This is a genomic window from Pseudomonas sp. 2(2015) (genome assembly GCF_000955865.1).
Classification (GTDB): Bacteria; Pseudomonadota; Gammaproteobacteria; order Pseudomonadales; family Pseudomonadaceae; genus Aquipseudomonas.
The window spans coordinates 599638-619200 of sequence record NZ_JYOF01000003.1; the positions used below are offsets into that span (position 1 = coordinate 599638).

Consider the following 19563-nt stretch of genomic DNA (forward strand, 5'->3'; position numbering starts at 1 on the left):
GAACCCTAATGAGCAACCCCCCCCCTACTTGCGCCCACTACCCTTCCCCCCTTTGGGCTCCAGCGAAGCCCGCTCCCGATCAAACGCCAGGAAGTACTTGTTGACACTGTTCACATAACTCACCGGCCCCATGCCCACCTGCTCCATGGCAATGCGCTCGGTCTGGAAAAACCACTGATTACCATTGAGCCCCCGCCGCCGGGCCTCGGCGCGCATCGCCTGGACCCGCTCCGGCCCCAGGTTGTAGGCCGCCAGAGTAAAGGCCATGCGCTCACGCTCGTTGAGCTGGTTACTGGCAAAGAACTTGCGCCGAATCAGCGCCATGTAGCGGGCGCTGGCCTGAACATTGCCATCGACATTGGAAATATTGCTCACCCCCACCCGCTGGGCAGCGCTGGGGGTGATCTGCATCAGCCCATGAGCGCCACCGGCGCCGCGCGCGCTCGGGTCCAGGGCCGACTCCTTGAAGGCCACCGCCGCCAGGTTCAGCCAGTCGATGTTCTGTGCGCTGGCATGGCGCTGCAGCACCGGGCGCAAGGCCTCCAGGCGCTTGCGGTCGCTACGCGCCAACGGGTTGTGCACCCGGTACAGGCGCCGGTAGATCCGCTCGAACGCTGCGTCCTGGTTGGCCGGCGCCCTGTAGCCCTGCAAAAAACGATCGACGCTGGCGTGCAGCATCACCGCATCCCGGCGCACGTACCAGCGCATGGCCTCGGGGCTGGCCAGGTGCAGTTTGCGCTCGACCCGCAGCTTGGGCATGACCTTGGCCCAGCGTTCGGCAATCGGCTGCTCGACCACGGTCAGGTGAAAGATCCCGGCCTGGACCATCTCCAGCACGTCTTCCACGGCCAGCGTCGGGTCGACCCACTCAACCTTGATCGGCGCAAGCTTACGCAGGGCCAGTTTCTGGTTAATCTCGTGCAGGGTGTCGCCGGCCGCGCTGGAGCTGGTCAGCGCCAGGGTACGCCCGGACAACTGCTCGACGCGCTGGACGCTGCGCTCGCCCTTGCGCCCGACCAGCACCAGCGGCACCTTGTCGACCACCGGGTCGCTGGCGCTGAGACCGCGGGTAGAGGTCGGGTCGACCAGCTCGCCAGGCGCCACCAGGTCGGCTTCGCCGCGCTGCAAGGCGGCCAGCAACTGGTCTTTGGCGCGAGGGATGATCTTCAGGCGGATTTCCTCGCCATCACGGGCGCGGGCATTGAGGTAATGCTCGAACGCGCGCAGGCGGTGATACTCGACCCCCACCGGCTCGCCCTTGACTTCGCCGGAGCTGTTGCGGCTCTGGTTGACCAGTACCTTCAATACCCGGCTGCTGCGGATTTGCGCAAGGTCGCGCGCCGGGGTCTTGGGCACCGCCTGTTGCGGCCCGGCCAGACGCGCGCTGGCCGGCCCGGTAGGCAGCAGCGAGAAGCTCAGCACGATCAACAAAAACAGCGCTCGGGTCATCCGTTGCGAGGTCCGCGCGTGTGGGGTTGGCGCCATAGTTTGCAGTCGTTCCATGACAATTGACCGCAAAAGACCACGACAACTCGTTGAAGTTCTTGGCTTTATCGATTTCGGTCGAGCTTTGTTATGCTGGCCGGCTTCCGGCCTGAGGTAGCACCATGCAACTCATCGACATCGGCGTCAATCTGACCAACCCAAGTTTTGCCGACAAACACCAGGCAATTCTCGAACGCGCCCTGGCCGCCGGGGTGGTGCAGATGATGGTCACCGGCACCAGCCTTGAGGGCAGCGAACAGGCCCTGGAGCTGTGCCAGCAACTCGATGAAAGCGCCCAGCACCTGTTCAGCACCGCAGGCGTGCACCCCCATGACGCCAGCAGCTGGAGCAGTGCCAGCAGCCGTCAGCTGCGGGCCTTGCTTGAACAGCCGCGGGTGCAGGCGGTGGGTGAATGCGGGCTGGATTTCAACCGCGATTTCTCGCCACGCCCACAGCAGGAAAAAGCCCTGGAAGAACAGCTGGCCCTGGCGGTCGAGTTGCAGATGCCGGTGTTCCTCCACGAGCGCGACGCCAGCGAACGCCTGCTGGCGATCCTCAAGGACTTTCGCGACCGCCTGCCGGCAGCGGTAGTGCACTGCTTTACCGGCGAGCGCGCAGCGTTGTTCGGCTACCTGGACCTGGACCTGCACATCGGCATCACCGGCTGGATCTGCGACGAGCGCCGCGGCACCCACCTGCACCCACTGGTCAGCAGCATCCCCCAGGGCCGCCTGATGCTCGAAAGCGATGCGCCCTACCTGCTGCCGCGCAGCCTGCGGCCCAAACCGAAAAGCGGGCGCAACGAACCGGCGTTCCTCACCGAAGTGCTGCGTGAAGTGGCCCTGCACCGTGGCGAAAGCGTCGAGCAACTGGCCGCCCACAGCACCGCCACAGCACGGGCCTTCTTTAACCTGCCCGCGATTATTTGACGCATATCAAAACGTCTTGATGATCGAGTCGGCACAATGATGGCACCTTGCCAACAATGTTTCCGCTCAATCAGAGAAGACCTACCATGGGTGCCTGGCTTAGCAATATCTCCCTGAAATACAAGTTCTGGGCCGTGAACGCGGTCGCCTTTGTCACCACGTTGTTCCTGGTGCTCTATGCCGTGCACCTGGAACAACAGGCGCGGGCCCAGACCGCCCAAAGCAAAGCTGAAGCCGAGGCGCAGTTGCTGGCTGCCTGGCCTGCCGGGCAAACTTTGCCGAGCAACGCCCTGTGGCTGACCTACAGCCCCGGCCAGGTACCGCAATTTGAAGGGCAAAGCCTCGATGCGCTGGCCACGGCCCAAGGCTGGGTCGAACTCGAAGGCTTGCCGTTGCTGGGTGAGAACCCTTTGACCGGCGCCCAGGTGATCAGCCGCGGTGACCAGCAGATTGCCGTGCTCGCCCCCTCCCCCAGCCTGATCCAGGTGTTCACCGACCGCTTCACCAACTACGCCGTGTGCGTACTGATCCTGATGCTGGCGATGCTCTGTGCCTCGCAATTGTTGATCCGCTTTCTGCTCAGCCAGCTCAACACCCTCAAGGACGTGATGCTGCACGTGGAAAAAACCGGCGACCTGTCGGCCCGCGTGCCGCTGGCCTGTGGCGATGAGGTCGGGCAGATGGCCAGCGCCTTCAATGCCATGCAGACCACCTACCACCGGGTGGTCAACACCGTCGCGCGCACTGCCGCGCAGCTGGATTCCGGCGCCGCGCGCCTGGCCGCGAGCATGAACGATGTGCGCCACGGCATGCTCGGCCAACAGAGCGAAACCGACCAGGCCGCCACCGCCATCAACGAAATGACTGCCACGGTCTACCACATTGCCCAGCACGCCGGTGCCACCCGCGACCTGTCGCAGAGCGCCGACTCCCTGGCCGGCAGTGGCCAGGAGGTGGTCAGCCGGGTGCAGACCTCGATTGCCGGGCTGTCCAGCGGCGTGCAGCAGACCGCCGAGATGATTCGCCAACTGGCCGACGACAGCCAGAAGATCAACGGCGTGGTCGGGGTGATCCACAGCATTGCCGAGCAGACCAACCTTTTGGCCCTCAACGCTGCCATCGAGGCCGCCCGTGCCGGTGACCTGGGCCGCGGCTTTGCCGTGGTCGCCGACGAGGTGCGCAACCTGGCCAAGCGCGTACAGGCCTCCACCGACGAAATCACCACCATGGTCTCGGCACTGCAGGCCGGTACCCGCGACGCCGTGGACTTCATGCAGGAAAGCTCGTTCAAGGCTGACGACTGCGTGCAGCAGGCCCAGGAAGCCGGCGCTGCCCTGGCGGAAATCACCAGCGCGGTGGCACAGATGCGCGAAAGCAACACGCAAATTGCCGTGGCCGCCGAGCAGCAAAGCCAGGTGGCCGAAGAAATGAACCGGGCAGTGGTAAGCATCCGCGATGTGACCGAAGAGACCGTACAGCAGACTGTCGACTCGGCCACCACCAGCAGCGAGCTGGCGACCCTGGCCGGTGAGCTGAACAAGGCCATCGGCCAGCTCAAGCTATAGGCGTCATAGGCGCCATCGATTGGCCCCTTCACCGGGGCCGCACTATTCTTCAGGCAAGACCCTGAGGAACATTTCCATGAGCAAACGCCTGCCCAACCTGCCCGCCTGGCAATGGCGTGGCTACCACCACAACCACCGCAACCCGACCAACCTGGTGCTGCACCTGATTGCCGTGCCGCTGTTCATCCTCGGCGTGCTGCTGGTGCTGTCCGGTTTGTTCTCGCTGGACCTGGGGCAACTGGCGGTGGGTATCATCGCCCTGATCGCCGGGCTCGGCCTGCAACGCCAGGGGCATCGCCTGGAGGCCCAGCAACCCGAGCCGTTCGCCAACCGCCAGGACGCCATCGGCCGCCTGCTGGTGGAGCAGTTCATCACCTTCCCGCGCTTTGTGCTCAGCGGTGCCTGGTGGCGCGCCTGGCGCGACCGCCACCGGCATTGAGTGGCGTCAGCCGAACACTGTTACGGTCTGGCGGCTGAGCGCCAGCAACTCGCCCTTGTCGCTCCACAGCGCAGCCGCCGCATGCCCGTAACCATCGCGGGCATGTTCGGTTTCGACGTGATAGCGGCACCAGTCCAGGGTGGTCAGGCTCGCCACCGGCTGGATGAACTCGATGGTCCAGGTCAGGGTGCTGCCAGCCGCCGGCTTGTTCAGGTGTGACAGCAAGGTCGGCGGCCAGGCATCGACCAGCGCCAGCAAGTGCGCCTCGCTGATCGGCTCTTCCCGTTCGCTGTCGCGAAAACGCACCCAGCCGCCCATGTCGCGGGACTTGTTGTTGCTGAACGGAATGCCGCCGATGGCCCAGCGCAGTGACACATGGCGCATGAACTCGGGGGTCACGCCCTTGATGTACGGCAGCTCCGTGCTCGACTGCTCGAGCGGCTTCATGTCTACCGCCGGCAAGGCCGGAACATCGATAAGCGAATCGCGGCCGCTGCCAAAGCTGCCCTGCATCAGGGTAACCACCTGGCCGTTCTGCACGGCGCGGCCCAGCAGCGAACTGACCGCCTTGCCTTCGCGCAGCAGTTCCACTTCAAAACTGATCGGCATTTGCGGCTCGGCCGGGCCGACAAAGGTGATGGCCAGGGAACGCACCGGGCGCCCCGGCGAGGTCTTGGCCAGCATGGCCTCATACAGCAAGGCCGCCATCAGCCCGCCGAAACAGGCGCGGCCCTGGGCCCAGCTGGAATCAATAACTACCGACTGGGGATGCTGGCGGACCGCCGTGAGCAATTGTGAGAAGTTCATGCCGACCTCAGCGATCAGGAAAAAACTGATCTTAACCAGCCAGCAAGCGGTCTACAGCACGCATTTCGGCCATTTCAGCGGGCTATCGCTGCGCAAGCTGCGCCTGCAGGCGTTCGAGGGTGGCGTCGGCGCCTTGTTCGGCTTTGGCCAACTGCGCTTGCCAATGGCTGACGCACGGCGCCAGATCGCGTTGCTGCTCGGCCTGCAGCAGCCACTGCAACAGGTCGTGCCAACTGCCCAGGTCACTCTGGGCACGCTTGAGAGCCTTTTGCAGGCGCGAGTTGGAGTGCTGCAGTTGCGGGTAGGCTTCAGCCGCGTAGCGCACTCGTTTGATCAGCAGGCGCAGACGATGGCGGTCGTGGGCCGGGTCGTCGAGGGCCTGACGCAGTTGCTTCCACTGTTTTTCCAGACGTTTGTCGATGCGCTGTTGCAGCCGGCGGATCAAACCCTGGCGCTGGGCGGCGCGCAGGAACACCGGGAAGGCGTCGATGATCGCCAGCAGGCGCGCCAGTTCGGCACTGGCGGCAACACTGGCGAAGGTTTGCCGGCGCTGGGCCAGGCGTGCCTGCGCCGCGGCCACTTGCTGGCGCTCAAGCAGTTGCGCGGCCAGTACCTCACGGTCACGCAACGGCGTCGTCAAGCTGCCCAGGGCCTTGGCCGCGCCTTCCAGCTGATCGACACCGGGCAGCGCCCGTAACGGTCGCAGCACACTGCGCAAGCGCCGCACACCGATGCGCAGGTCGTGCAGCGCCTCGCTGTCGGTATCGGCAACCAGGCGCGCCTGGCAGGCCAAAAGGCGCACCTGCAGGCTCAGCACCTGGGCAATGACGTGGTCGAGCATGGCCGACGACATGGTCTACTCCTGTATCAGCGCCCGGCGCGGGATTCACGAATGTAGAAGCGGGCCTTCTCGGCCTTCTTGCTGCAGCCCTCGAACGCTTCGAACTGCTGCTGGGTCTTGGCCCCGGTCAACAGCGACAGGGCTTTTGAATAACTGACAGTACCGGCGAAACCTTCGGCCTTGGCCAGGTCGAGCTCCTTCCAGGCCGAGTCCAGCTGATTGGCGCAGCTGTCGCGGTAGGCTGTCTTGCCAGCGCAACCGGTCAGGACCAGGGCAATCAGGGGCAGGCAAATCCAGGCTTTCATCGGCAATACCTCAAAAGAAAAAGTTCAGGGTGGCGACTTCGACGGTAAACAGCGAGAAAAGTGCCCTGTTCAGCGTAGCCCAGTGCCAGTGACGATTGAAGCACAGACACAATTGGGCGCATTGTTAGACCATGGAAGCAGAACACCGGGGAAGCATCATGAAAAAACGCGTCGCACTGGTTCTGGGTTCGGGCGGGGCCCGGGGCTATGCACACATCGGCGTGATCGAGGAAATCGAACGCCGTGGCTATGACATCGCCTGTATCGCCGGCTGCTCCATGGGCGCGGTGATTGGCGGAATTTATGCCGCCGGCAAGCTCGATGAATACCGCAACTGGATTGAAAGCCTGGACTACCTCGACGTCCTGCGCCTGGTGGACGTGAGCTTTCGCCTGGGGGCGATCCGTGGCGAGAAAGTCTTCGGCCAGATCCGCAAGATCGTCGGCGAGATCAACATCGAAGACCTGCGCATCCCCTACACGGCGGTGGCCACCGACCTTACCAACCAGCAGGAAATCTGGTTTCAGGAAGGCTGCCTGCACCAGGCCATGCGTGCCTCGGCGGCGATCCCCAGCCTGTTCACGCCCGTGGTGCAAGGCAACCGCATGCTGGTCGACGGCGGCATCCTCAACCCCTTGCCGATCATCCCGGTGGTGTCCAGCCACTGCGACCTGATCATCGCCGTGAACCTCAACTCGACCAACCAGAAGCAGTACCAGTTGCCAGTGATCGAACGCCCGGCGGCGTTCAAGCTGCGCTTTGACAACCTGATCAATTCACTGGGTTCGCACTTGCCGTTCCGGCGCAAACCGGCCGAGCAACTGATGCGTATCGAGCAGGGCCTGCAACCGGAGGCGGCGCAAATCCCCAACCCCTGGCTCAGCGATGCCGCCGACCCCGAAGCCCAGCAACCGGCAGCAGCCCCGGAGATTGAAGGCGCGCCAAAATCGGCCACCGGCTCGTTCATCATCGACAACGTCGGGCCGGCGTCACTGCTGGATTTGATCAACCAGAGTTTCGAGGTGATGCAAACCTCGCTTGCGCAGTACAAGATTGCCGGCTACCCGCCGGATGTACTGATCAACGTGCCCAAGCGGGTATGCCGGTTCTTCGAGTTCTACAAGGCGCCGGAACTGATCGCCCTGGGGCGGGAGATTGCCCGCGATACCCTGGATAACTATGAAGCGGAGCGGCGTTGACGGCTCTAGCCACATCGCTGGCAAGCCAGCTCCCACAAGGTCCAGTGTGCACTTTACCTGTGGGAGCTGGCTTGCCAGCGATGAGGCCAGCAAAATTCAACCCCAGCCCTCAGCCCTGCTCCGGCTCGATCAACCGATAGCCGACCCCGGGCTCAGTCACGATGAACCGCGGCGCCGTCGGGTCATCGCCAAGCTTCTGGCGCACATGGGCGACGACGATGCGCAGGTAATGGCTGTCGTCGACATGAGTCGGCCCCCAGATGTCCTTGAGCAGTTGCTGCTGGGTAATCACCCGCCCGGGATGGCTGGCGAGCTGCGCCAGCAGTGCATATTCCTTGCGCGTCAGCGCCACCTCGACGCCGTCCAGGGTCACCTTGCGAAACGCCAGGTCGACGGTCAACGGCCCGAAGCTCAGCGCCGAGGCGCTGGCTGATGCCTGCGGCGCCTGGCGCAGCAAGGCGCGTACGCGAGCGAGGAATTCCTGAATGCCAAAGGGCTTGGTGACGTAGTCGTTGGCGCCGTTGTCCAGGGCTTCGACCTTCTGGATTTCACTGGCACGCACCGACAGCACCAGCACCGGCACCGCGCTCCACTCGCGCAATTCACGCAGCACCTGCTGGCCGTCCATGTCCGGCAGGCCCAGGTCAAGCACCACCAGGTCCGGGCGCGCCAGTGCCGCCTGGGTCAGGCCCTCGGCGCCGCTGCCGGCTTCCACTACTTTGTAGCCCTGGGAGCTCAGGCTGATACGCAGGAATTTACGGATTTGCGGTTCGTCATCGATGACCAGCAGGGTCGCGCTCTGGCTCATGGGGCTTCGCTTTCAGGCTCGGGTTGGGTCGGCAGCGGCAAGCATAGAGTGATGCAGGTGCCCTTGCCATCGATACCGTCAGCGACGCGAATGTGCCCACCGTGGGCGCCGATCATGCCCTGGCAGATCGCCAGGCCCAGCCCCGTGCCCTGCCCGCCCCGATCACCACGCGCGGCGGTATAGAACATGTCGAAAATGCGCTCGCGGTCGGCTTCGGGAATGCCCGGGCCTTCATCGCTGACGGCAAAGCACAGCAACTCGCCGTCGACGCTGAGCTGCAGATCGAGCCGGCCAGCCGCCGGCGAAAAGCGCGCGGCGTTCTCCAGCACATTGATCAGCGCCTGCTCGATCAAGGCCGCGTGCACGAACAACAGCGGCAGGTCGGCCGGCACTTCGGTGCGCAGCTGCAACGGCGCCAGCACCACCCGCAGGCGGTTCAGGGCGCTGCCAACGATGTCGCCGGGCGCCACCCAGTCGCGCGCAAGCTTGAGGCCGCCATGGCCCAGGCGGGTCATGTCGAGCAAGTTCTGGATATAGCGATCCAGGCGCTCGGCTTCATTGCGGGTGCCTTCAAGCAGTTCCTGGCGGTCGGCCTTGGGGATCGCCTCGCCGAGGGCCAGCAGGCTGTCGATGCTGCCGCGCATGGCGGTCAGCGGTGTGCGCAGGTCGTGGGACACCGAGGCCAGCAAGGCGCTGCGCAGTTGCTCGGTTTCGCCGTGCAAACGCGCCGATTCCAGCTGCTCGGCCAAGCGCGCCCGCGCCAGGGCCTGGGCCAGCGGCTGGCTCAGGGCCTTGAGCAGGCGCCGATGCTGAGCGGTGAGTTGCTCGCCCTTGTGCGGGCGCACGCCGAGCAGCGCCAGACGCGCATCGTCCACCGACAGCGGCCACCACCACCAACGGCCGTTGGGCAAAGTATCGCTGCCCAGACCCGCCGCCTGGTCGTGCTGCCAGGCCCAGTCGGCGGCGGCACGCTCGTTGTCGCTGAACTGCAGGTTGCCGCCGCTGGCCACCTGCAGACGGCCTTCGGCGTCGCGCTCGAGCAGGCACACCTGCAGGTCCTGCCAGCCATCGAGGTGCTGGCCGGCGGCGGTGAATACCGCCTGGCGATCGGTGGCAGCGGTGAGCTTGCGCGACAGGTCGAGCAACTGGCTGGTCTGCTCCTGGGTTTCGCGCAAAGCCTGCAATTGCCGGCGCTGGCGCGCCGCCAGGTTGCCGGTAAGTGCCGCCATCAACAGGAAGAACAGCGAGGTCAGTACGTCTTCTTCACGCTGGATGCTGAAGGAGAAATTCGGCGGGATGAACAAAAAATCGTAGGCCAGGAACGACATCACTGCACAGGCCAATGCCGGGCCCAGGCTGCTGCGCACCGCCACCAGCAACACCGCCGCGAGGAACACCAGCGAGATGTTCGGCAGCGCCAGCACGCTGGCCACCGCCCAGGCCAGACCGGTGGCCAGGACCGTGGCGGCGAAGGCCAACAGGTAATGACGCCAGACCCAGACCTTTTTCGCCGCTGCACTGGGCGGCTCGGGCTGAGTGTCGCGGTCGAGCACGTTGATTTCCAGGCCGTGGGCATCGCGCAGCAAGCGCGTCGCCACGCCAGCGCCGAACAACCGCCGGCGCAGGCGATCGCGCGACTGGCCGACCAGCACCAGGCTGGCGCGGCGTTCCAGGGCATGCTGGATCAGGGTCTTGGCCACCTCGCCGGCGCGCAGCAGCACCACTTCGCCGCCCAGCCGTTCGGCCAGTTGCTGGGCCGCCTGCAAGCGCTGGCGCGCGGTTTCGTCACGTAGCCGGCCGTTGTCGACGTGCACCAGGGTCCACGGCAGATGACGCCGCTGCGCCACCCGGCTGGCGTGACGCACCAGGCGTTCGGCCTGGGCATCGCCATCGACGCCAACCAGCAAACGCCCGCGCAAGGCCGGCGCATCCTGGCCAAGCTGGCGGTAACCGTGGGCCAGGTCGGCATCGACCTGGGCCGCAGCGGTTTGCATGGCCAGCTCGCGCAAGGCGGTAAGGTTGGTCTGAGTGAAGAATGCATCGATCGCCGCCCGTGCCTGCTCCGGCACGTAGACCTTGCCCTCGCGCAGGCGCTCGAGCAGTTCGCGCGGCGGCAGGTCGATCAGCACCAGCTCGAAGGCTTCCTGCAGCACCCAGTCGGGCAGGGTTTCGCGCACCTGCACACCGGTAATGCCACGCACCTGGTCGTTGAGGCTTTCCAGGTGCTGGACGTTGACCGTGGTGTAGACGTCGATGCCGGCGGCCAGCAGTTCCTGGACATCCTGCCAGCGCTTGGCGTGACGGCTGCCGGGGGCGTTGCTGTGGGCCAGCTCGTCGACCAGCACCAGTTGCGGACGGGCCTTGAGCAGGCCGTCGAGGTCCATTTCTTCCAGCAGCATGCCGCGGTACTGGCTGCGTAGCAGCGGCTGCTGGGGCAAGCCGCCGAGCAGCGCCTCGGTCTCGGCGCGGCCATGGGTTTCGACCACCGCCGCAAGCAGTGCCACGCCCTGGCGCAGCTGGGCATGGGCGGCCTGGAGCATGGCGTAGGTCTTGCCTACCCCCGGTGCCGCACCCAGAAATACCTTGAGCCGGCCGCGCCCTTCGCGCGGCAGCCCGGCCAACAACGCATCAGCGCGTTCGGAATTGCTCATGCTCACTGCCTGTCCTTATTTCGACGCCGGCGACAGCTGCTCAAGGGCGCTGTTCAGGGCCAGTACATTGACCACCGGCGGGCCGATCAAGGGGTGCAGGGTGGACTGCTCGACCAGTACTTGCAAGGCCTCGGGGGCAACCTTGCGCGCCGCCGCCACCCGCGGCAGCTGGTAAGCCACCGCCGCCGGCGACAGGTGCGGGTCGAGGCCACTGCCGGAGGTGGTCAGCAAGGCCAGCGGCACCGGCCCCTGCGCTTCGATATACAACTGCGCGGCGCTGCTCTTGACCCGCTCGGCCAGCGCCGGGTTGCTCGGCGCCAGGTTGCTGGCGCTGCTCGATACCGTGGCGTAGTCACCGGCCGACGGCCGCGACTGGAACCAGGCGTCACCCTCGAAGCGTTGCGCGATCAACTGCGAGCCACGCACCTGGCCCTGGCCGTCGCGCAGCAGGCTGCCATTGGCCTGCTCGGGGAAGGCCACTTGGGCGATGCCGGTGACCACCAGCGGGTACACCGCGCCGGTGATCAATGTCATCAACAGGATCAGGCTCAGGGCCGGACGGATATGGGTAGTCATGGTCATCTCCTTGGTTCAGACCAGCTTCAGGGCGGTGAGCAACAGGTCGATCAGCTTGATCCCGGCGAACGGCACGATCAGCCCGCCCAGGCCATAGATCAGCAAGTTGCGACGCAGCAGGTGGGCGGCGCTGGCCGCCTGTACCCGCACCCCGCGCAGGGCCAGCGGGATCAGCACGACGATGATCAGGGCGTTGAAGACGATCGCCGAGAGGATCGCGCTTTGCGGGCTGCTCAGGTGCATCAGGTTGAGCACGCCCAGTTGCGGGTAGATCGCCGCGAACAGCGCCGGAAGAATGGCGAAGTACTTGGCCACGTCGTTGGCAATCGAGAAGGTGGTCAGCGCGCCGCGGGTCACCAGCAGCTCCTTGCCGACCTGGACCACATCCAGCAGCTTGGTCGGGTCGCTGTCGAGGTCGACCATGTTGGCCGCCTCGCGCGCGGCCTGGGTGCCGTCGTTCATGGCCATGCCGACATCGGCCTGGGCCAGCGCCGGGGCGTCGTTGGCGCCGTCGCCGCACATCGCCACCAGGCGGCCGTCGTTCTGTTCCTGGCGAATGCGCGCCAGTTTCTTCTCCGGGGTGGCTTCGGCGAGCACGTCATCGACCCCGGCTTCGGCGGCAATCGCGGCGGCGGTCAGCGGGTTGTCACCGGTGACCATCACCGTGCGAATACCCAGCTTGCGCAATTCGGCAAAGCGCTCGCGGATGCCCGGCTTGACCACGTCCTTGAGGTGAATCACCCCCAGCAGGCGCTTGTCGGCGCACACCAGCAAGGGCGTGCCGCCGCTCTGGGCGATCTTGTCCACTTCGCGGGCCAAGGGCGCGGGCATTTCCAGGCGCTGCATGGCGACGAAGGCCAGCACCGAGTCCACCGCGCCCTTGCGGTAGCGACGCTGCTGGTAGTCGATGCCGGACAGCCGGGTTTCGGCGCTGAAGGCTACAGGCGTGAACTGTTCGGCGTTGGGTTCGTTGAAGTCATGCAACTGGCGCAGGTATTCGACAATCGATTTACCTTCGGCGGTGTCGTCGGCCAGCGACGCCAGCAAGGCGCCCTCGCCAAGCTCGCGGGCGGTGACGCCGGGCGCAGCATGCAGGGCGCTGCAGCGGCGGTTGCCGAAGGTGATGGTGCCGGTCTTGTCGAGCATCAGCACATGCACGTCGCCTGCCGCTTCTACCGCACGGCCGGAACGGGCGATGACGTTAAGGCGTACCAGGCGATCCATGCCGGCGATGCCGATGGCCGACAGCAGGCCGCCGATGGTGGTCGGGATCAGCGTGACCAGCAGCGCCACCAGGAACACCAGGGGGATGCTGCCACCGGCGAAATGGGCAAACGGCTGCAGGGTCACCACAACCACCAGGAAGATCAGGGTCAGGCCGATCAGCAGAATATCCAGGGCGATTTCGTTGGGGGTCTTCTGCCGCTTGGCGCCTTCGACCAGGGCGATCATGCGGTCCAGGGTCGACTCGCCGGGGTTGCTGGTGATGCTGATCAGCAGCCAGTCGGAGACCAACCGGGTGTTGCCGGTCACCGCCGAACGATCACCGCCGGACTCGCGGATCACCGGTGCAGACTCACCGGTAATCGCCGCCTCGTTGACCGCGGCGATACCTTCGAGCACCTCGCCGTCGCCAGGGATCATCTCCCCGGCCGAAACCTTGACCACATCACCCTTGCGCAGGCTGGTGGCCGGGACAATCTCGAAGCTGCCCGAGGCCGTCCGGCGGCGGGCACTGAGCCCTTGGCTGCCGGCCTTGAGACTATCGGCGCGGGCCTTGCCACGGCCCTCGGCTAGGGCTTCGGCGAAGTTGGCAAACAGCACCGTGAACCACAGCCACAGGGCGATCTGCACCGCCACGCCAGTCGGCACGCGGCTGTCGGGCAACAGGCACAGCAAGGTGGTGAAGATCGCGGTCAGTTCCACCACCAGCATCACCGGCGAGCGCTTGAGCTGGCGCGGGTCGAGCTTGACAAAGGCCTGCACCAGCGCCGGGCGCCACAGGGCGGCAAAGGTAGTGCGCGCAGCCTCGGGGGCCTGCGCCTTTACTTCAGGAATCGGCATGTTCATCAGTTGTTCCTCACAAGCCCAGGCTCAGGTATTCGGTCACCGGCCCCAGGGCCAGGGCCGGCAGGAAGGTCAGGCCACCGACCAACAGGATGGTCACCACCAGCAAGGTGACGAACAGCGGGCCGTGGGTCGGGAAGCTGTTCTGCCCCACCGGTGCGGATTTTTTCAGTGCCAGGCTGCCAGCCAGGGCCAGCACCGGCAGGATGTAGCCGAAACGGCCAATCAGCATGCCCAGGCCGATCATCAGGTTGTGGAAGGTGGTGTTGGCACCCAGGCCGGCGAAGGCCGAACCGTTGTTGGCGCTGGCCGAGGTGTAGGCGTACAGCAACTGGCTGAAGCCGTGGGCACCGGGGTTGCTGATCGCCGCCGCAGGGCCGGGCAAACTGGCCGCCAGGGCGCCGAGCACCAGCACGCCGACCGGCATTACCAGCAGGGTCGCCACCAGCAACTGCACTTCCCGCGCCTGCAGTTTCTTGCCCAGGTATTCCGGGGTGCGGCCGATCATCAGGCCGGCGAGGAACACCGCGATCAGCACGTTGAGCAGCATGCCGTAGAGCCCGGCGCCGACGCCGCCGAAGATCACCTCGCCGACCATCATGTTGACCAGCGCGACCATGCCGCTGAGCGGGTTGAGGCTGTCGTGCATGTTGTTCACCGAGCCGTTGGAAGCGGCGGTGGTGGTCACCGTCCAGAGCACGCTGGCGGTGGTGCCGAAACGGCTTTCCTTGCCTTCGAGCGGCGCGGTCTGTTCAACCAGCGGGCTGCTCAGGTTCGGGTTGGCCTGGTACTCGCTCCACAGCGCGGTGCCGCCGCCGATCAGGAACAGCGCGAGCATGCCGGCGATGATCGCCCGGCTCTGGCGCATGTCCTTGACGTAATGGCCGAAGGTAAACACCAGGGCCACCGGAATGAGAATGATCGAGGCCACCTCGAACAGGTTGCTCCAGGCCGTCGGGTTCTCGAACGGGTGCGCCGAGTTCACGCCGAAAAAGCCACCGCCGTTGGTGCCCAGTTGCTTGATCGCGATCTGGCTGGCAGCCGGGCCCAGCGGGATGGTCTGGTCGGCGCCTTGCAGGGTCAGGGCATGAACATAATCGGCGAAGGTCTGCGGCACGCCCTGCCACACCAGCAGCAAGGCCAGCACCAGGCACAGCGGCAGCAGGCCGTAGAGCGTGGCGCGGGTCATGTCGACCCAGAAGTTGCCCAGGGTCTGTGCCGAACGGCGGGCGATACCACGGCACAAGGCAACCAGCACGGCGAGGCCGGTGGCGGCGCTGACGAAGTTCTGCACGGTCAGGCCGAGCATCTGGCTCAGGTAACTGACCGAGGCTTCGCCGCTATAGGACTGCCAGTTGGTGTTGGTGACGAAGCTCACGGCGGTATTGAACGCCAGCGACCACTCCTGCCCCGCCAGGTGCTGCGGGTTGAGCGGCAGGTAGCCCTGCAACAGCAGTACGGCGAACACCAGCACAAAGCCTGCGAGGTTGAAGGCCAGCAAGGCCAGGGTGTACTGCTGCCAGCTCTGCTCTTTGCTGGCATCGACCCCGGCGAGCCGGTAGCAGCCACGCTCGACCGGCCCCAGCAGCGGCGACAGCCAGGTGCGCTGCCCCTCCATCACCTTGAAATAGAAACGCCCGAGCAAGGGTGCCGGGAGCAGTACCAGCGCAAAGAACGCCAGCAGCAACGCGTAATCGTAACTGTGCATGGTCGCTCCTAACCCCGATCGGCGCGCAGCAGCGCGACCAGCAGGTAGATCATCAAGGCCACTGCCAGCAGCAGTGACACCCCGTCCAGAATGCTCATGAAAACTCTCCGTCCTTACGGCACGTGCCGCTGACGGTCATTGTCGGTAGAGAGGCTGTAAAGGGGCGAGATCGAGAGCCAGGGCCGGGCATAAAGAATGCGTAAATAACGCGATGCGGCGGGGCCTGGATTGCGAGCGCTACGCGCTCGATCGCGGGGCAAGGCCCGCTCCCACCGGGGCAGTGCATAGAAATTTGTGGGAAGTTTCCTATTCCGCCCAGCGGGGCGCCAGGCTTGGATTGCCGGTGCTAGGTTGCGGGCCTCATTGCCCAAGGAGACTAAGCAATGTTTGAAATCAACACCTGGCCCCTTCACGCCCAGATCGGATTCGGCCTGGCGCCTTTCGTTATCGCGTTATCCGGCGTTGCCATCGACGTGCATATCGCCTGCTCACGACATTTTGAGGTGATGTGTGCAGCGCTACAGAACAATCGCGGGCTGGAGCAACAAATTCAGCTATGGGGACGCAGGGGCATTATGTCACGCACCCTGGTAGTTGCATCTATCAGTGGCGCGCTAGCTTGGTCGAGCATCGGTATTGGCAGGAGAGTGCTTGAAGCGCAAGAAACTCACGAGCTTCCAGCCTACCTGCAACGCCGAATGAAGGTGTCTTGCTGGCTGACCGTAGCAGGAGGCATCTGGTTGATGCTGGGTGCTGGCTTGGTACAGCTGGGGAAGTACTAGAGAGCTCAGCGTCGCCTGGATAGCGAGCGCTGCGCGCTCGATCGCGGGGCAAGGCCCGCTCCCACAGAAGGCCCGCCCCTACAGGACTTTCCACTGCGCTGGCTGCTGGTAACCGGCAACCCAGCCGATCACCTGCTCGGCCGGCATGGGCCTTGCGATGCAGTAGCCCTGGGCGATGTCGCAGCCCAGGCCCATCAGCAGTTGGCCATGCTCTACCGTCTCCAGGCCCTCGGCGATCACCTGGCGGCCAAAGGCGCGGGCCAGGCCGATGACGGCGCGGGTCAGGGCCAGGTCGTCGTGGTCGTGGAGGATGTCGCGCACGAACGATTTGTCGATCTTGATGGTCCGCGTCGGCAGGCGCTTGAGGTAGCTCAGCGACGAATAGCCGGTGCCGAAATCATCCAGGGAGAACTGCACACCCAAACGCTGGCAGGCCTCCAGGCACTGGCTGACGCGCTGGATGTTTTCGATCGCCACCGACTCGACGATCTCCAGGTCGAGCATCGCCGGCGCCACGTCCGGATGACGCCCGAGCAGCAACTGCAGGCGCTCGACAAAGTCGTCACGCTGCACATGGCGGGCAGCGATGTTGACGCTGACCGGCCACTGATGGTCCAGCGCCTGCCAGCTTTGCATCTGGCTCATGGCCTGGTCGATCACCCACTCGCCAATCTCGACGATCAAGTCGGTCTGTTCGACTTGCGGCAGAAAATCGCCGGGCAGCACCAGGCCCTTGCCCGGGTGCTGCCAGCGCAGCAGCGCCTCGAAGCCGATCACCACGCCGCTGTGCATGTTGACCTTGGGTTGGTAATGCAGGCACAGCTCACCCTGGTGCAAGGCCTGGCGCAGGCGCGCCACGGTCTGGTGGGTGGCCTTGACCTCCTGGTCCAGCGACACGTCGAACAGGTGAAAGCGGTTGCGCCCGCTCTGCTTGGCCACGTAAAGGGCCTGATCGGCGTGGCGCACCAGGGTGTCGGTGTCTTCGTTGTCCTGGGGGAACAGGGTCACGCCGATGCTGGCGCTGACGCGAATCTCCTGCTCGCGAATCCGGTATGGCGCGGCGATCGCGGTCAGCACCCGGTCAAGCGCCGCCTGCAAGTGGGTGGGGTCTTGCACGTGGCGCAGAATCAGCACGAACTCGTCGCCCGACAAGCGCGCCACGGCATCGCCGCCACGCAGGATGCCCTTGAGCCGGGTGGCCACTTCGACCAGCAACAGATCGCCGCTGGCATGCCCGTAGCCATCGTTGACCGCCTTGAAGCCGTCCAGGTCGAGCATGCACACCGCCAGCGGAATGTCCTCGTTGCGCGAGAACTCCAGGGCCTGGTTAAGCAGGTCGGACAAGTAGGCGCGATTGGGCAGGCCGGTGAGCACGTCGTGGCCGACCCGCCATTGCAGGGTATGCAGCAGCTGGCGTTTTTCAGTGACGTCGAAGCGGATCGAAACGTACTTGCGCACCTTGCCCGTGGCCGGGTCGATCAACGGCACCATGGTGCTGTCGACCCAGTACAGCGAACCGTCCTTGGCGCGGTTGCAGATCTCGCCCTTCCACACCCGCCCGGCAACCAGCGCGCGCCACATGCCGATGAAAAACTCCGGCCCGTGCAGGCCGGAGTTGAGGATCCGGTGGTTGGCGCCCAGCAGTTCCTCGCGGCTGTAGCCGGAGATGCTGCAGAACTGCTCGTTGACGTAGGTGATCCGGCCGCTCAGGTCGGTTTCGGAAAAGATCGCGGCGGCATCGACTGCCGCGCGGTAGTTATCGTCCATGAATTCCTCTGCACCCTGGTGGCTAGCGATTGAAACGCTCGACCAGGGCCCGCAGGCCCGAAGAAATGCTTTCCAGTTCGGCGCCGCGGCTGGCCGCGGCATTGGCATTGAGCGCGGTGGCCTGCACGGTGCCGGCAACCTTGTTGATCTGCTCGGAAACGTCTTCGGCCACCGAGGATTGCTCTTGCGAGGCGGCGGCCATCTGCTGGCTCATGTCGCTGATGCGTTCGACCGCGGCGCGAATACCCTGCAAGGCACGCTGCGCCTCCAGCACCTGGGCCACGCCCTGCTCGGCCTCGTTGATACCGAGGTTGGCGATGCTCACCGCCTCGTCGGCGCCGCTGCGCAGGTTCTCGATGATGCCCTGGATCTGCACGGTCGAGTGCCGGGTCTTGGCCGCCAAGGCGCGAACTTCATCGGCGACCACGGCAAAGCCACGGCCCTGCTCGCCGGCGCGGGCTGCTTCGATGGCGGCGTTGAGCGCCAGCAGGTTGGTCTGTTCGGCAATCGCGCGGATCACTTCAGCGGCGAGCATGATGTCCTGGGTCTGCCCGGCCAGGTGGGTGACCGCCTGGTTGATCTGGCTGACGGTAGTGGCCAGCAACTGGATAGCCTCGCGGCTGGTGCCGGCGACCTGGCTGCCCTGCTCGGCCAGCTGGTTGGCAGTCTGCGCCTGCACGGCGGTCTGCTGTACATGCTCGGCCACCTCGCCGATGGAGGCGGCCATTTCGGTCATGGCAGTGGCGGTCATGTCGGTTTCGCCGCGCTGTTCCAGCAGCGCCGTTTCAGTGTTGCGCGACAGGCGGCTGGAGTCGCTGGCGGCTTCGGCCATTTGTGTCGCCAGATCGCTCAGGCGGGTGAGCGCGGTTTTCAGCCGCGCTTCCTCGCTGATCAAAATCATCTGCAACTGCGCCGCCGGGCCCAGTAGGTCGCTGTAGGTCAGGGCGCTGATCTGGTCGGCAAAGGTGTGCGTCGAACACCCGACGATCTGCCCCAACTGACGACCCAGGCGGCCATGGGCCCACAGGCCGAGCAGCACGAACAGGCCCAGGGTGATCCCCTGGCCCGGCCAGCCCGGCAGCACCTGGTTGGCCGCCACGGCCAGCGCGCCTGCAGCCAGGGGCAGGCTCATCACCTGGCCGAGCTGAGCCAGCCGGCGCCCGCTCGCCACTGCCGGCTTGCCCTCGCGCAAGCGTGCATACAGTGCTTCGGCACGGCGCACCTGCTCGCGAGTGGGCTTGACCCGCACCGACTCATAGCCGACCAGGCGGCCGTCCTCGAGAATCGGCGTGACATAGGCGCTGACCCAATAGAAGTTGCCGTTCTTGCAGCGGTTCTTGACGATGCCCATCCAGCTCTGGCCGGCCTTGAGGTACTGCCACATCAGGGCAAACACCGCTGGCGGCATGTCCGGATGGCGCACCAGGTTGTGCGGGCTACCGATCAGCTCGGCCTGGCTGAACCCGCTCATGGCGGCGAATTCGGCGTTGCAGTAGGTGATATTGCTGGCAGTGTCGGTGGCGGAAATAAGCCGTTGATCCTCGCCGAAAGTCTGTTCGACCGAGGTAACCGGCATGTTGAGACGCACGATAAAACTCCATTTGCAGGGGTCTGCCAGGTTGTCCTGCGCAGCG

Annotated in this window: 17 protein-coding genes; 5 read left to right on the forward strand and 12 right to left on the reverse strand. The window is 65.2% G+C overall.

What is annotated here, in order from left to right:
- Positions 1 to 24: 24 nt before the first annotated feature.
- Positions 25 to 1449, reverse strand: a complete 1425-nt coding sequence (locus UB48_RS05650) for a transglycosylase SLT domain-containing protein (protein ID WP_045194779.1) — start codon at positions 1447 to 1449, stop codon at positions 25 to 27.
- A gap of 158 nt (positions 1450 to 1607) precedes the next feature.
- Here UB48_RS05650 and UB48_RS05655 point away from each other — a divergent pair, with 158 nt between their 5' ends.
- The 3 genes from UB48_RS05655 to UB48_RS05665 all read left to right on the forward strand — a co-directional run bounded on the left by UB48_RS05655 (position 1608) and on the right by UB48_RS05665 (position 4418).
- The gene (locus tag UB48_RS05655) at positions 1608 to 2414 is read left to right on the forward strand and encodes a TatD family hydrolase (RefSeq protein ID WP_045194781.1); all 807 of its coding nucleotides are present in this window, start codon (positions 1608 to 1610) and stop codon (positions 2412 to 2414) included.
- An 86-nt stretch (positions 2415 to 2500) separates the two neighbouring features.
- Entirely contained in the window at positions 2501 to 3979 is a 1479-nt protein-coding gene (locus tag UB48_RS05660; protein WP_045194783.1) for a methyl-accepting chemotaxis protein, read from the forward strand.
- A 76-nt stretch (positions 3980 to 4055) separates the two neighbouring features.
- Entirely contained in the window at positions 4056 to 4418 is a 363-nt protein-coding gene (locus tag UB48_RS05665) for an Mpo1-like protein (protein WP_045194785.1), read from the forward strand.
- Between the two features lie 6 nt (positions 4419 to 4424).
- On the opposite strand, the gene UB48_RS05670 is transcribed toward UB48_RS05665, so the two are convergent.
- The 3 genes from UB48_RS05670 to UB48_RS05680 form a co-directional block, all read right to left on the reverse strand.
- Positions 4425 to 5225 (reverse strand): acyl-CoA thioesterase II, encoded by an 801-nt coding sequence (locus tag UB48_RS05670; protein WP_045194787.1) that lies wholly within the window; start codon positions 5223 to 5225, stop codon positions 4425 to 4427.
- Positions 5226 to 5307: 82 nt separating this feature from the next.
- Positions 5308 to 6078 (reverse strand): CHAD domain-containing protein, encoded by a 771-nt coding sequence (locus tag UB48_RS05675; RefSeq protein ID WP_045194789.1) that lies wholly within the window; start codon positions 6076 to 6078, stop codon positions 5308 to 5310.
- Positions 6079 to 6092: 14 nt separating this feature from the next.
- Positions 6093 to 6371, reverse strand: a complete 279-nt coding sequence (locus UB48_RS05680; protein ID WP_028941416.1) for a hypothetical protein — start codon at positions 6369 to 6371, stop codon at positions 6093 to 6095.
- Between the two features lie 158 nt (positions 6372 to 6529).
- Between UB48_RS05680 and UB48_RS05685 the strand changes: the two genes are divergently transcribed.
- Positions 6530 to 7570: a patatin-like phospholipase family protein gene (locus tag UB48_RS05685; protein ID WP_045194791.1), complete on the forward strand. Its 1041-nt coding sequence runs from the start codon at positions 6530 to 6532 to the stop codon at positions 7568 to 7570.
- Positions 7571 to 7679: 109 nt separating this feature from the next.
- On the opposite strand, the gene UB48_RS05690 is transcribed toward UB48_RS05685, so the two are convergent.
- From UB48_RS05690 to kdpF, 6 genes are read right to left on the reverse strand one after another with little or no spacing between them, the layout of a single operon-like run.
- Entirely contained in the window at positions 7680 to 8378 is a 699-nt protein-coding gene (locus tag UB48_RS05690; RefSeq protein ID WP_045194793.1) for a response regulator, read from the reverse strand.
- Positions 8375 to 11029 carry a sensor histidine kinase KdpD gene (locus UB48_RS05695; protein WP_045194794.1) on the reverse strand — a complete coding sequence of 885 codons (2655 nt, stop codon included), beginning with the start codon at positions 11027 to 11029 and terminating at the stop codon, positions 8375 to 8377. The genes UB48_RS05690 and UB48_RS05695 overlap by 4 nt, the downstream gene beginning before the upstream one ends.
- 15 nt (positions 11030 to 11044) lie before the next feature.
- Positions 11045 to 11605: a potassium-transporting ATPase subunit KdpC gene (kdpC, locus tag UB48_RS05700; protein ID WP_045194795.1), complete on the reverse strand. Its 561-nt coding sequence runs from the start codon at positions 11603 to 11605 to the stop codon at positions 11045 to 11047.
- 15 nt (positions 11606 to 11620) lie between these two features.
- Positions 11621 to 13675 (reverse strand): potassium-transporting ATPase subunit KdpB, encoded by a 2055-nt coding sequence (kdpB, locus tag UB48_RS05705; RefSeq protein WP_045194797.1) that lies wholly within the window; start codon positions 13673 to 13675, stop codon positions 11621 to 11623.
- Positions 13676 to 13685: 10 nt separating this feature from the next.
- Positions 13686 to 15380, reverse strand: a complete 1695-nt coding sequence (gene kdpA / locus UB48_RS05710) for a potassium-transporting ATPase subunit KdpA (RefSeq protein WP_045194798.1) — start codon at positions 15378 to 15380, stop codon at positions 13686 to 13688.
- An 8-nt stretch (positions 15381 to 15388) separates the two neighbouring features.
- Positions 15389 to 15478: a K(+)-transporting ATPase subunit F gene (gene kdpF, locus UB48_RS05715; RefSeq protein ID WP_036996387.1), complete on the reverse strand. Its 90-nt coding sequence runs from the start codon at positions 15476 to 15478 to the stop codon at positions 15389 to 15391.
- Between the two features lie 285 nt (positions 15479 to 15763).
- Here kdpF and UB48_RS05720 point away from each other — a divergent pair, with 285 nt between their 5' ends.
- On the forward strand, positions 15764 to 16162 hold the full coding sequence (locus tag UB48_RS05720; RefSeq protein ID WP_045194799.1) for a hypothetical protein: 399 nt from the start codon (positions 15764 to 15766) through the stop codon (positions 16160 to 16162).
- A gap of 78 nt (positions 16163 to 16240) precedes the next feature.
- On the opposite strand, the gene UB48_RS05725 is transcribed toward UB48_RS05720, so the two are convergent.
- Entirely contained in the window at positions 16241 to 17929 is a 1689-nt protein-coding gene (locus UB48_RS05725; protein WP_045194801.1) for a bifunctional diguanylate cyclase/phosphodiesterase, read from the reverse strand.
- A 22-nt stretch (positions 17930 to 17951) separates the two neighbouring features.
- Positions 17952 to 19517, reverse strand: coding sequence for a PAS domain-containing methyl-accepting chemotaxis protein (locus UB48_RS05730; protein WP_045194803.1), 1566 nt, complete (start codon positions 19515 to 19517; stop codon positions 17952 to 17954).
- Positions 19518 to 19563: the final 46 nt, after the last annotated feature.

What these genes read in the sequence shown, in the direction of transcription:
- UB48_RS05650 (WP_045194779.1), bottom strand. Translation starts at nt 1,449, where the DNA reads ATGACCCGAGCGCTGTTTTTGTTGATCGTGCTGAGCTTCTCGCTGCTG.
- UB48_RS05655 (WP_045194781.1), top strand. Translation starts at nt 1,608, where the DNA reads ATGCAACTCATCGACATCGGCGTCAATCTGACCAACCCAAGTTTTGCC.
- UB48_RS05660 (WP_045194783.1), top strand. Translation starts at nt 2,501, where the DNA reads ATGGGTGCCTGGCTTAGCAATATCTCCCTGAAATACAAGTTCTGGGCC.
- UB48_RS05665 (WP_045194785.1), top strand. Translation starts at nt 4,056, where the DNA reads ATGAGCAAACGCCTGCCCAACCTGCCCGCCTGGCAATGGCGTGGCTAC.
- UB48_RS05670 (WP_045194787.1), bottom strand. Translation starts at nt 5,225, where the DNA reads ATGAACTTCTCACAATTGCTCACGGCGGTCCGCCAGCATCCCCAGTCG.
- UB48_RS05675 (WP_045194789.1), bottom strand. Translation starts at nt 6,078, where the DNA reads ATGTCGTCGGCCATGCTCGACCACGTCATTGCCCAGGTGCTGAGCCTG.
- UB48_RS05680 (WP_028941416.1), bottom strand. Translation starts at nt 6,371, where the DNA reads ATGAAAGCCTGGATTTGCCTGCCCCTGATTGCCCTGGTCCTGACCGGT.
- UB48_RS05685 (WP_045194791.1), top strand. Translation starts at nt 6,530, where the DNA reads ATGAAAAAACGCGTCGCACTGGTTCTGGGTTCGGGCGGGGCCCGGGGC.
- UB48_RS05690 (WP_045194793.1), bottom strand. Translation starts at nt 8,378, where the DNA reads ATGAGCCAGAGCGCGACCCTGCTGGTCATCGATGACGAACCGCAAATC.
- UB48_RS05695 (WP_045194794.1), bottom strand. Translation starts at nt 11,029, where the DNA reads ATGAGCAATTCCGAACGCGCTGATGCGTTGTTGGCCGGGCTGCCGCGC.
- kdpC (WP_045194795.1), bottom strand. Translation starts at nt 11,605, where the DNA reads ATGACTACCCATATCCGTCCGGCCCTGAGCCTGATCCTGTTGATGACA.
- kdpB (WP_045194797.1), bottom strand. Translation starts at nt 13,675, where the DNA reads ATGAACATGCCGATTCCTGAAGTAAAGGCGCAGGCCCCCGAGGCTGCG.
- kdpA (WP_045194798.1), bottom strand. Translation starts at nt 15,380, where the DNA reads ATGCACAGTTACGATTACGCGTTGCTGCTGGCGTTCTTTGCGCTGGTA.
- kdpF (WP_036996387.1), bottom strand. Translation starts at nt 15,478, where the DNA reads ATGAGCATTCTGGACGGGGTGTCACTGCTGCTGGCAGTGGCCTTGATG.
- UB48_RS05720 (WP_045194799.1), top strand. Translation starts at nt 15,764, where the DNA reads ATGTTTGAAATCAACACCTGGCCCCTTCACGCCCAGATCGGATTCGGC.
- UB48_RS05725 (WP_045194801.1), bottom strand. Translation starts at nt 17,929, where the DNA reads ATGGACGATAACTACCGCGCGGCAGTCGATGCCGCCGCGATCTTTTCC.